The 12,594-nt window shown below is 29.7% G+C and carries 7 protein-coding genes; 3 read left to right on the forward strand and 4 right to left on the reverse strand.

Annotated elements, in window-relative coordinates; all coding sequences use genetic code 11:
* Positions 1 to 53 precede the first annotated feature (53 nt).
* The gene (locus BTO16_RS01715; RefSeq protein WP_245891931.1) at positions 54 to 2,594 is read right to left on the reverse strand and encodes a beta-mannosidase; all 2,541 of its coding nucleotides are present in this window, start codon (positions 2,592 to 2,594) and stop codon (positions 54 to 56) included.
* A gap of 770 nt (positions 2,595 to 3,364) precedes the next feature.
* Between BTO16_RS01715 and BTO16_RS01720 the strand changes: the two genes are divergently transcribed.
* The 3 genes from BTO16_RS01720 to BTO16_RS01730 all read left to right on the forward strand — a co-directional run bounded on the left by BTO16_RS01720 (position 3,365) and on the right by BTO16_RS01730 (position 8,834).
* Positions 3,365 to 6,304, forward strand: coding sequence for a GH92 family glycosyl hydrolase (locus tag BTO16_RS01720; RefSeq protein WP_105019947.1), 2,940 nt, complete (start codon positions 3,365 to 3,367; stop codon positions 6,302 to 6,304).
* Positions 6,305 to 6,309: 5 nt separating this feature from the next.
* Entirely contained in the window at positions 6,310 to 7,314 is a 1,005-nt protein-coding gene (locus BTO16_RS01725) for an isoaspartyl peptidase/L-asparaginase family protein (protein ID WP_105019948.1), read from the forward strand.
* A 194-nt stretch (positions 7,315 to 7,508) separates the two neighbouring features.
* Positions 7,509 to 8,834 (forward strand): sugar MFS transporter, encoded by a 1,326-nt coding sequence (locus tag BTO16_RS01730; RefSeq protein ID WP_105019949.1) that lies wholly within the window; start codon positions 7,509 to 7,511, stop codon positions 8,832 to 8,834.
* Positions 8,835 to 8,978: 144 nt separating this feature from the next.
* Here BTO16_RS01730 and BTO16_RS01735 read toward each other — a convergent pair whose 3' ends face one another.
* The 3 genes from BTO16_RS01735 to yidC form a co-directional block, all read right to left on the reverse strand.
* Positions 8,979 to 10,148 (reverse strand): ATP-grasp domain-containing protein, encoded by a 1,170-nt coding sequence (locus BTO16_RS01735; RefSeq protein ID WP_105019950.1) that lies wholly within the window; start codon positions 10,146 to 10,148, stop codon positions 8,979 to 8,981.
* Positions 10,149 to 10,168: 20 nt separating this feature from the next.
* A complete protein-coding gene (locus BTO16_RS01740) occupies positions 10,169 to 10,474 on the reverse strand; it encodes a hypothetical protein (protein WP_105019951.1) in 306 nt (101 codons plus the stop codon).
* Between the two features lie 206 nt (positions 10,475 to 10,680).
* Positions 10,681 to 12,558, reverse strand: coding sequence for a membrane protein insertase YidC (yidC, locus tag BTO16_RS01745; protein ID WP_105019952.1), 1,878 nt, complete (start codon positions 12,556 to 12,558; stop codon positions 10,681 to 10,683).
* Between the last annotated feature and the right edge of the window lie 36 nt (positions 12,559 to 12,594).

The raw sequence follows: 12,594 nt of genomic DNA on the forward strand, positions 1-12,594 counted from the left end.
TTTCTTTTACTATCCCTTCCAAAAAATGCATTTTTAGAAAAAAAGGTAGTTTGTTAAATCTCATTCAACGTTTTTAATTGTAAATCATCTAGAGAAGTAGCGATAGTCTCAAAGAAAATAGTCTTCGTTTCATTTGGTAATAAATCAAAAAAGTTATCAGAAAAATGACCTTTTTCATCTGTAAATAGAAATACCTCTTTTTGTAAAACCGAGCTTTTAATGGTAATTGAAAAACCATTTGCTGTTTTAATTATATCTTTTTCAATTTCTCCTTTTGGTAAGATGAGCTCTTTTGGTTTTGTAAAATAGAAATACGATCTTGCATTGTTAAATTCAGTAACTAAAACCGTTGTTTTTTTATCAATACTTTTTAAAGAAAGATTGTAATATTCTTTACTGCTATCCTCTAAAACTTCAATTTGTAAAGAATCAGTTTTAATTTCTTTTCCGTAAAAGTCAATTATTTTTATTTTTAAATTTCCCTTAATAGTATCAAAAGTATCATTTATAATAAATGTTTTTACCTCATTTTTTTCTGCTATAGATGAAATTAAAACGTTTTCAAAAGCTTTCTTAGCTTTGTAATTTAAGGCTTTCCAGTTTCCAAAATAATCAATGCTAGACCAAGAAATTGCGGGCCAACAATCGTTTAATTGCCAATATAATGTTCCCATATTTTTTGGTTTAGCTCTTCTGTGGGCTTCTATTCCCATTACAATTCCTTTTGCTTGTAATAACTGACTTACATACACATAATCTTCGTCATTCGATGGTTTTTTGTAATCACGAACCATGTATTCTTCAATCAATCTAAAGCCCTTAATGTGTTTTTGATGTGCAATTACAGCAGCTGTTTTTAGGTTAATCGTATCATTTTGATTGATGTATTTCAAAGTTTCAAAACTCGGTAATGCTTGAAAACCAAACTCGCTCATAAATCGAGGAACTCTCTTTTCTAAATATTCAAAATGATATTCATCATGCCAAACCCACCAATCATGTGCGTCACCTTCAAACTCGTACAAAGGATTTCCTCTTCCATATTTTGGTGAAGTTTCCCAGTAATCGGTTTGACTAAGTTTTGAAACTATTTTGGGTAAAATATTATCAAATACCATTAAATAATCATCCCAGATTTCTTTTTTTTCTTTTTTGCCTCTACCAGCTTGCCATCCCCAACGATCCCAAGCTTCAGAATTTTCGTTATTTCCGCACCACAAAGCTATAGAAGTATGGTTTCTTAATCTTTTTACCTGTTGTTCAGCTTCGCCTTTGATGTTCTCTAAAAAAGCAGCATCACCAGGATACATGGCGCAAGCAAACATAAAATCTTGCCAAACTAAAATTCCTTTTTCATCGCAAAGGTCATAAAAAATATCATTTTCATAAATTCCTCCACCCCAAACTCGTAACATATTCATGTTAGAGTCAACAACATCAGATAATAATTTTTGATAATGAGCATCTGTCACTTTATTCTGAAAGCTGTTTTGTGGAATATAATTTGCACCTTTTGCGTAAACAGGTTTTCCGTTTAATTCAAAATAAAAAGATTGACCAATTTTGTCTTTTTTGCTGATTAATTTAATCGTTCGAATACCTTTTTTTATCGTTTTTTCATCCTTTAATTGACCTTCAGAAGTTAATTGGAAATTAAAATTATACAAATACGGATTTCCTAAATTATGCGTCCACCACAATTTTGGATCTTTAATTTCTAAGGGAACTTTATAGGTATGAGTCCCTTTTTTGATGTCAATAATTCGGATAAATTCTTTTTCATCAATAGTTACTTTTACTTCAGCTGGTATTGTTTCATTTATTTCTAAAACCAAATCGCAGGTAATAACGATTTCTGCAACAAGTTTTACTTTTTTAGCAGTCAGCTTTTTTTGACGGATAAAAATATCATCAAATTTAAAGTCACTCCAAGCTTGTATCGAAACATCTTTCCAAATACCCGATGTATTTAGTTTTGGTCCCCAATCCCAGCCATATTGAAACTGTGCTTTTCTTGTAAAAATTCTTCGCCCTTCTGGTAATTTATATGGGTTCTTGCTTTCTAAAACAGCTTCCTTTACATCTGTATTTGTAAAAAAGATGTAAAGTTCATTCTGTTCTTTTGCAAGTTTTTTGATGTCAAAATTAAAGGTTTTAAAAGCATTATTACTTGTGCCAAGTAAAGAGTCGTTTAAGAAAATGGTTGCGTAGGTGTCTAAACCTTCAAAGTTTAAATGGATATTTTCTTTTCTTAAAACACTGTCATTTAATGAAAAATTAGTTTTGTATTCCCAACTTTTAGTAGCAACCCATTGTACTTTTTCTTCATTCATTTTAATGAAAGGATCTTCGATAATTTTATGATCTAATAAATCGGTCATTACATTTCCAGGAACAGAAGCAGAGTGCCAATCTAAGGTGTCACTTCCTTTAAATTGCCAATTTTTATCAACAGGAATATGAAAAGGTAGATCTCTTTTCGAGGTACAGTTCCAGATTAAAACCAAGGTTAATAGCATTAAAAATTTACGCATTTTTATTCTATTTAAAACTTCTTCGATTCTTGAAACATCAGCAAATATTTGATTATTCATACTTAAGAAAGCAGGGTTTTGTAGTTGTTTTTTTTTGATGTTAAAGCACGAGTATTTTTTAAATTGTGCTACTTTAAACAGCCGTTTATTTGTATAATTAGGAACAGTTCTTGGTAAGTTTATCAATTTATTTTAAGCATTTTTTATAATTTTAATACTAATCTATAGCTTTTTCAGTAAGCCATGACTTAAAATTTTATCTGCTTCAATTTCTATCAAAATTTTTTAAAGTTTTCATTGAATTTAAAACAAAATTAAAAGCGCCAATAATCTCGAAAGATAATCGTTTTGAAAATGTTATTAAGGTTTTTACACTTTGATTATCGATAGATTTATAAGTATTATAAACTTAGGAGAAAATTCTGTTAAACTCTTTTTTACATAGTTGAACGGTTATTTTGTTATTTTAAAAGCTGTCATAAGTATAATAAAAAATCATTATTTTTTTTTAAATAAAAAAGGAGTTTTAATTGTTATTTATTCTAAAATTTTCTTTGACTTTTTTTTGAGATTTTAAAAGATGTGTGTTTAGTAATATGCTATTTAAATTAGTTTGTAAAATGGCTGAATTTTTAATCTGAAATTAGGTTAAGAACGATGATTAAAATTTTCTTCATTTCTTTAAGAAACTAGTTTTTTGAAGACTATCTTCTTTACAGGTTTTAAATTTCTTAGTAAACATCCGAAGAAAAAATAATAATAATATTGATTATATAATGTTGAAAATTCATTTTCTGTTATATTTGAGTAGAATTTTAGATGATATTTTAATGAAACTACAATTTTTCTCTTTTTTTATTGTCGCATTCGTAATAATTTCTTGTGATTTGCATCCTGAAATTTTAAACGCAAAAAGTGATACTAGCTTAATTTCTTATGTAAATACGTTTATTGGAACTGGTGGTCATGGACATACGTATCCGGGAGCAACAATGCCATTCGGAATGATGCAATTAAGTCCGGATACACGTTTAGAAGGTTGGGATGGTTGTTCTGGTTATCATTATTCTGATGCAGAAATTTACGGATTTTCGCATACTCATTTAAGCGGAACAGGAATTTCTGATTATGGAGATATTTTATTAATGCCAACAAATAAGCAGGTTTTTAATAATGGTGCTGATGGTAATGAAGGCTATAAATCTAGATTTTCTCATGATAAAGAAGTTGCAGAACCTGGTTTTTATAAAGTGCATTTAGACGATACTAATATTGATGTTGAGTTGACGGTTTCTAAAAGAAGCGGAATGCACAGATACAATTTTCCGTTTTCAGAAAATCAATTTGTAATTTTAGATTTAGTGCACAGAGATAAAGTTTTAGCTGCTAAAATTGAAAGAATTTCGGATACTGAACTTGCTGGATTTCGTTTTTCTGAAGCTTGGGCAAAAGACCAACGTTTATTTTTTAGTATTAAAACATCACACCCTTTTATAGATGTGTTACAATCTGCACCAAAAGAAGGAATGCCAGGAGGTCAAAAAATTGCATTAAAATTTATCAACCCTAATAACGAACCAATTATTATTAAAATCGGTATTTCTGCGGTTGATATTGAAGGTGCAAAGAAAAATTTGGAACAAGAAATAGGTGCTAAATCTTTTGATGAAACTAAAAAAGAAGCACAAGAAACTTGGGAAAAGCAACTCAATAAAATTGTTTTAGAAGATAAAAATAAAGATAATAAAGTAAATTTTTATACCTCATTATATCATACAATGAATGCACCAAATTTATATCAAGATGTTGATGGTAGATATAGAGGAATGGATTTTAAAGTTCATGAAACAACAGATTTTGAATATTACACAGTGTTTTCATTATGGGATACTTATAGAGCTGCACATCCATTATACACTATAATTGAACAAGAGAAAACCAACGATTTTATCAATACTTTTTTAGCAAAATATGATGAAGGCGGTATAATGCCAATTTGGGATTTATCGGCAAATTATACTGGTTGTATGATTGGGTATCATGCTGTATCTGTAATTGCAGATGCCTATTTAAAAGGCCTCAGAAAGTATGATATTGAAAAAGCTTTTATTGCGATGAAACACTCGGCAACTAGAGATAAATTAGGGTTAGACTTCTATAAAAAAATGCAATTTATTCCGGTTGAAAATGAGTCTGAATCGGTTTCTAAAACCTTAGAATATGCTTATGATGATTGGGCAATAGCACAAATGGCAAAATCTTTAGGAAAGGAAGATGATTATAAAACCTACTCAGAAAGAGCACAATATTATAAAAATGTTTTCGATCCTTCTACTCAATTTATGAGAGGTCGTTTTAGAAACAAATGGTTTGCACCTTTTGATCCTTATGAAGTAAATTTTAATTATACAGAAGCCAATTCTTGGCAGTATAGTTTTTACGTTCCACAAGATATTTCGGGTTTTATAAAATTGATGGGTGGAAAAGAACAATTAGAACATCAATTGGATAAATTATTTACTGCAACAAACAAAACTTCAGGAAGTCATCAGGTTGATATTACGGGTTTAATTGGGCAATATGCGCATGGCAACGAGCCAAGTCATCACATAGCCTATTTGTATAATTTTGTAAATAAACCATTTAAAACGCAAGAGAAAATTCGTCAGATTTTAACGGAATTGTATACAAATACTCCAGACGGAATATCCGGTAACGAAGATTGCGGGCAAATGAGCGCTTGGTATGTTTTTTCTTCTTTAGGATTTTATCCCGTTACGCCAGGTTCAAATAAATATATTATTGGAAGTCCGCTTTTTAACAAAGCAACCATCAATTTAGAAAATGGTAAATCGTTTATTGTTCAAGCAAATAATCAATCCCAAGAAAATAAATACATTGAATCTGTAAAATTGAATGGAGAAAATTATGAGTATTCTTTTATCAATCATCAAGATATTGTAAACGGAGGAAGTTTGGTTTTTGAGATGACAAATAAACCGTCAAATTGGGGAACTGCAGATAAAAATATTCCTAAAATATCTATTGAGGAACATTTAATTGTTGCAGCGCCTTTTATTGCTAAAGGAGAAATTGCTTTTAGAGAAAGTACAGAAGTCACTTTAGAAAATGCTGATAAAGAGGCTGCTATTTTTTATAGAATAGGGTATAATGGAGGGTTTAAAAAATTTGTAAAACCTTTTATTATTGATAAGCAAATACATCTTTCTGTTTATTCTCAAAAGAATGAAACAAAAAGTGCCATTATAACAACCGATTTTTATAAAATAGATCCAAATAGAACTATCAGTTTAAAAACTAAATATGCAAATCAGTACAATGCAGGAGGGAAAAATGCACTTATAGACGGCATTGTTGGGTCTGCAGATTTTAGAACAGGCACTTGGCAAGGGTATTCGGACACAGATTTAGAAGCAATTGTAGACTTGGGAAGTTTAAAAAGTTTAAATGAAGTTTCTGTTGGATTTTTACAAGACCAAAGAAGTTGGATTTTTTATCCTACGGAAGTACTTTTTTTGTTTTCTAAAGACTTAAAAACATTTGTAAATTTAGAAAAAGAATCAAAAAAATATACTATTATTGAATCTGATAAAGTTGAAATTAGGAATGTGAAATTCAATAAAATTAATGGTACATTTAGATACATAAAAATCATTGCAAAAAATGTAGGCAAACTTCCAGAATGGCATTTAGGAGCTAAAGATGAAGGAAGAAGTTGGTTGTTTGTTGATGAAATTCAGGTAAAATAAATAAAATGAAAAGAAGAAATTTCATTAAAAACGCAGCTGCTACAAGTTTAGGAATACTTACCGTTTCATCAACATTTATAAGTTGTGATGTTACACCAGCAGATAAAAAAGCAGCTATAATCCCTATTTTAAAACTAACTAAACCTATCGTAATTGCAACTTGGAACGCCCTTTTAGCAGTTGAAACTGCTGCAAAAATTTTACAAAATGGAGGAACTGCATTAGATGCTGTAGAACAAGGATGTAGAGTTGAAGAAGCCAATGAAGACGGGCAATCTGTAGGTAAAGGCGGTTTGCCAGACAGCGACGGAAACGTAACTTTAGATGCTTGCATCATGGATGAGAAAGGAAATTATGGTGCTGTTTTAGGTGTTGAAAATATTATGCATGTAATTTCTGTAGCTAGAAAAGTTATGGAAGATACGCCACATGCAATGTTGGTTGCAGAAGGTGCAGAGCAATTTGCCGTTTCTAAAGGTTTCAAAAGAGAAAATTTGCTAACAGAAAAAGCCAAAAAAGCTTGGGAAGCTTGGAAAGTGAAATCCGAATATAAACCAATTATTAATATTGAAAATCATGATACTATTGGTATGTTAGCAATTGACCAAAATGGTGATATTTCTGGCGCTTGTACCACAAGCGGATTGGCCTTTAAAATGGCTGGTAGAATAGGCGATTCTCCAATTATTGGTGGTGGTTTATTTGTTGATAACGAAATCGGTGGCGCATCTGCAACCGGTTTAGGAGAAGAAGTTTTAAAAACGGTGGGTAGTTTTTTAATTGTAGAGTTAATGCGCCAAGGAAAAAGTCCGCAAGAAGCTTGTGAAGAGGCTATTGGAAGAATTGTAAACAAGCCCGGAAAAGATTTTAAAGACTTTCAAGTAGGTTATATTGCAATAAATAAACAAGGAGAAATAGGTGCTTTTTCCATTCACGAATGGTTTAATTATTCTATTTTTAAAGACGGAGAAAATAAAAATATAAAATCAGATTATTTTAATAAAGTATAAATTTTTGAAGCTATTTCCTGCTTTCCACGCTATCTTTTTTATGAAAAATAAAAAAGGATGTTGTTTCAATCAGGGCTAAACTTATTTATTAACCATATTAATTGCTAGAATTTTTTCTTTGTTTAAGAGCTAAACCATAAAAATTGTAATAAAAAAACGAATATAAATTGAGATTATTTTAATAAACTACAAATATGTCAACAACAGCAACTAATAAATCTTATAAAAGTGCTTTTATATTTTTAACAACATTATTTTTTCTTTGGGGATTTATTACCGTTTTGGTAGATAGTTTAGTACCAAGATTAAAGGATGTTTTTGAAATGTCATTCGCAAAAACTGTCTTGGTACAGTTTGCTTTTTTTGTGGCATTCTTTGTTTTTTCATTACCGTCAGGATATCTTTTATCAAAAATTGGTTACAAAAAAGGAATTGTTTTAGGTTTATTAACCATGGCTTTAGGCTGTTTATTATTTTATCCAGCAGCAGCATATAGAGAATTTTCTATTTTCTTAATCGGTTATTTTACACTTGCAGGCGGAATTACAGTTCTTCAAGTAGCTGCAAATCCGTATGTTGCTTTATTAGGAAGTGAAGATGGTGCAAGTAGTCGTTTAAATTTATCGCAAGCATTTAATTCTTTAGGAACTACAATTGCGCCTGTTGTTGGCGCTTTATTTTTATTAAGTGATTCTGTAAAAACATCCGAAGAAATATCGTTTCTAAGTGAAATAGAAAAATCAAATTATTATATCGCTGAAGCATCAACTGTACAAACTCCATTTTTATTGATTGCTTTTTCAATCGCTATTTTAGCACTCGTTTTTGCATTTATAAAATTACCAAAAGTAATGCAAGAAAGTCCGAAAGGTGGATATTTTACCTTATTAAAAAACAAGTTGATGTTAATGGGCGCTTTAGGAATCTTCGTTTATGTTGGTGCAGAAGTGGCAATTGGTAGTTTTTTAGTCAATTATTTTGAAGATATGAATCTAGCTGTTATCGTTTCACAAAATGAAACGATGATGAACATTGCAAACACAATTGCAAGTACTTTTAATAAAACATTCTCAGGTTCCGATCCCAAATCATTACTCGGTATTTTTGTAATCTTTTATTGGGGAGGCGCAATGATAGGCCGATTTGTTGGCGCGTATTTAACTAAAATTATTGCTCCAGGAAAAGTACTAGCAATATTTGCAAGTTTAGCAATTGCAATGATTTTAATCTCAATAAATACAACAGGTTTACTTTCTATGTGGTCTATTTTAGCAGTTGGTTTATTCAACTCCATTATGTTTCCAACAATTTTTACGTTGAGTTTAGAAGGTCTTGGCGATTTAAAAGCACAAGCTTCTGGTTTGTTATGCATGGCAATTGTTGGTGGCGCAATCATCCCGTTTGCGTTTGGAAGTTTAATTGATGGTTTTGGGTTTAAAACTGCTTTTGTATTAACGATTATATGCTATGGATATATTTTGTTTTATGGAAGATTTAAAGTAAAAAGGAGCCTTTCTTAATATGCTTTAAGAGTATAAAAATTCTTATATGTAGTTGATTGAATCTTTTATACCAGACAGAATCCTATTTTACTTTGTATCTAAATTTAATGATGCGAGCTTAAATGAACATTTAATTTTTACTCATTTTTCGATATTAGCTTTTTATTCTTTTGATACTATATATTTTCTCAAATTAGAAATAAGGATATCATTTAACTCTTTTTTATTAGTAGATGAAGTTTCTGTAAAAACAAATCCAAATACAGGATATTTGTTGATATCTAATTTTCTAATTAATATAGGGTTTTCAAAATCTTTTGCAAGTTCTGAGTAGTTAAATGTTAATATATCAGACGGAATTATGCCCGAGTTATTATCCAAAATAATTACACTAAATACTTTATTTTCTTTTCCTTTAAATATAATGTCCCAGTCTGGTTTTTTATTTTCGTAGAAGCATTTGTATTCATTAAATCCTAAAGTAACTCCTAATAGATCTGCTGTTGTGCAAAAGCCGCCAAATCTTAAAGGGTTTATTTCTATGGGAAGTATTTTTCCATTTTCATCGATTCTTACTTCAGCATGAGCAGGAAAATTTTTAAGATTTAATTTTTTACCAATTGTACTTAAAAAACTTTCAAGTTCAACTTTATACTTAACAATTATTTCTTTGGATGTTGAATAAACTCTATCACTTGTATCTTTTCCGGAAGAGAAGATATGGTGCAAAACGTTTAACAAAATAGCATTTCCATTATTGTCATAATAATAATCGATTGCATATTCTTCTCCCCGAATAAATTCTTCGATAATAAAATTGTTTGTATTTAATACATTTTTAGGAAAAATACTTGTAAGTTTTTCAGGTTGTAACTCACTTTTGGCTTTTATCCAGTCATTTTCATTTTCCACGATATAAACTCCAATACTAAAAAAACCAATTGCTGGTTTAATTACAAAAGGAAAACGAATTTCATTATCTGATAACATTTGAATTTCATCAATATGTACTTGTTTGAAATAAAAACCTGGAAACAACTCTTTTATAAGTTCTCTAAATGCTACTTTATTTTTTAATATTTTTAACTGATCTGATAATTCGCTTTCTCCGAAGTTTTGAGCTATCCAAGCCAAGGCATTTTCAGAATTGCTATAAATTGTAATTTGTAGGTCCTTTTTTAATAAGGAGATTGCTTCTTGTTCCTCTATCCATGCTAACGAATCATCTTTTATTAATTCTTTAGCTGCTTTGGTTGCAATTATTTTATAATTATTATTCCTTATTGTATCAATAAGAAAATCTGAAACGAATGGTTTATCTATTAAAAACATACTATCTAGTGATTCTTTTTTTAATTACTATGGACTTTACCTTTTTTCATCTTCCCAAAGTTATCTTCTGGGTGTAACCATTTGTTTTTTCCTATTTCTTTTATTGGTTTTTCAATCGGTTCAGTAACTTTTTTTAATATGATTTTAGGTATTATTTCTCGATTGTTTTTAATGTTTTGAGTCACAATTTTAATTCTAATCTCATTTTCAATCTTTTTCTTAATCTTACTTTCTGTCTTAGAATTTGTTTTATATCTAAACGGCTGCAAGAGAATAATAATAAGTAATAAGATTACTAAAAGAGGAATTAAAAGCTCTATGTTCATTTTTTAAAGAGTAAAATTAATTTAGTAACTATTATGTTGTTCCTTTTAATAATGAATTAACTAAGGTAGAAGTTTCTTTTATTGCATTTAGCTAATTTACTTTTTTGAATTAGAAAATCAACAAGAAAAAGCCTCTTTTAAAACAAAAAAACCAAAACAATTAAGTTTTGGTTTTTTTATTTTCATTTTAGCTAATTGCTAATTGTTTACTTCTTATTCTTCTGAAGAGCTTGTTGCTCTTGCGCTTGTTTCATAGCAGAATCAATTCTTTGACGGAATTTACTCTTCGCTTTTTCTGGACGCTTTTTGTTTTCTTCTATTTGTGCATGAATTTTCTCTTCATCAATTACAAAATGCTTTATCACTAACATAATAGCAATAGTAAGTAAGTTAGAAATAAAGTAGTATAAACTTAAAGAACTTGCATAGTTGTTAAAGAAAAACAACATCATAATAGGAGAGAAGTAAATCATGTACTTCATCATTTTACCCATATCAGGCATTCCTTCTTGTGTTGGTGCTTGCATATTTGCTTGCTGACTTTGGTTCATTTTCATGTAAAAGAAAATGGCAACAGAAGCTAAAATTGGAAATAAACTTACGTGATCTCCATAAAAAGGAATACTAAAAGGTAATGTAAAAATAGTATCATAAGAAGATAAATCTGGAGCCCATAAAAAACTTTCTTGACGTAATGCTAAATTTGTTGGAAAGAATTTAAATAACGCAAAGAATACTGGCATTTGTAACAAAGCTGGTATACAACCAGACATCATACTTACACCGGCTTTACGCTGAATGGCCATCGTTTCTTGCTGACGCTTCATTGCATTTTCTTTTCCGGGAAACTTCTCATTTAACGCTGTTAATTCAGGTCTAATAACCTTCATTTTTGCACTAGATAAGTACGATTTATAAACTAAAGGAGACATAATTAATCGAACAACAATGGTCATTAGAATAATAATTAATCCAAAGTTTGATAAATATCCTTGTAAGAAATTAAATACAGGATAAAAAACTGTTCTGTTTAAGAAACCAAAAATTCCCCAACCTAAATCGGCAGTTTCATCTAAATCTGTTCCTTCGTATTTTTTTAATATATTATAATCACTTGGGCCGTAAAACCACTTCATGTTATAATTTAATTCACCCGCAGTTAATGCTAAAGGTGTTTTTAATTCGTATTTTTTAGTAAAAACAGTGTCAATTTTTTCATCTATTACTAAGTCTGTAGAAGTAACAGTAGCATTGTTAAAAGGTGTATCTGTTAATAAATTACTTGTAAAAAAGTGCTGCTTATATGCAACCCAATCTACATCATTTATAAGCTCTGTATTTCCTGCATTTAGGTAATCAACATCGCCTTCGGTTTTGTAATAAAAGTAAGAATACATCGTGTTTTCTGTACGAATACTTTTTTCATGTCTATACCCATTTAATGACCAATCTAAATTTATTGGATTCGCTGAATTAATAACATTACTTAAACCTTGAGAACGTATAGAAAAATCAACCATATATTTCTTTGGTTTCATTTCATATCTATACTCTAAATATTGAGATTCAGAAACTTTTAGTTTCATCGACAATACAGAATTTTCTCCATTTTTAGTTAAAACAGGTTCAAAAAATAACTCTTTGGTGTTTAAAATCCTGTTATCTGTGGTTCCGAAATTAATATTAAAAGACGAGTTGTTGTCTTTTATCATATATAAAGGAAGAGAATCGTGCGTTTTATAATTCTTAATTAACGTCTCAATAATTTGTCCACCTTTATTATCAATGGTTAATTTTACTAAGTTATTTTGAATTACAGAAGTTCCTTCGGCGCCATTCATTGCGCTTAAAGCGAAAGCACCTAATTTATTTTGATATTCGATTTGCTGTAAAGAATCATTTTCTAAAACAGGCGTTTTAGTAATTGTCTTCTCAGTTTCAATTTTACCAGAATCTATAATTTGTTCTGTAGTAATTTCTTCTGGGTCTATTTCTGGCTGATTTGTATTAAAATACCAAAGCATAATTCCTCCAAGAAGAATCATTCCTATAAAAGAATTATAATCGAATTTTTTTTGTTCCATGTGTAAATTTAAAATGTCATTTTGTCATTTTCGTTT

The organism is Polaribacter glomeratus, from assembly GCF_002954665.1.
In the GTDB taxonomy this organism is placed as follows: Bacteria; Bacteroidota; Bacteroidia; order Flavobacteriales; family Flavobacteriaceae; genus Polaribacter; species Polaribacter glomeratus.

Excerpts from the sequence above, each read along its gene's own strand:
- BTO16_RS01715 (WP_245891931.1), bottom strand. The coding sequence starts at position 2,594 with ATGAATAATCAAATATTTGCTGATGTTTCAAGAATCGAAGAAGTTTTA.
- BTO16_RS01720 (WP_105019947.1), top strand. The coding sequence starts at position 3,365 with ATGAAACTACAATTTTTCTCTTTTTTTATTGTCGCATTCGTAATAATT.
- BTO16_RS01725 (WP_105019948.1), top strand. The coding sequence starts at position 6,310 with ATGAAAAGAAGAAATTTCATTAAAAACGCAGCTGCTACAAGTTTAGGA.
- BTO16_RS01730 (WP_105019949.1), top strand. The coding sequence starts at position 7,509 with ATGTCAACAACAGCAACTAATAAATCTTATAAAAGTGCTTTTATATTT.
- BTO16_RS01735 (WP_105019950.1), bottom strand. The coding sequence starts at position 10,148 with ATGTTTTTAATAGATAAACCATTCGTTTCAGATTTTCTTATTGATACA.
- BTO16_RS01740 (WP_105019951.1), bottom strand. The coding sequence starts at position 10,474 with ATGAACATAGAGCTTTTAATTCCTCTTTTAGTAATCTTATTACTTATT.
- yidC (WP_105019952.1), bottom strand. The coding sequence starts at position 12,558 with ATGGAACAAAAAAAATTCGATTATAATTCTTTTATAGGAATGATTCTT.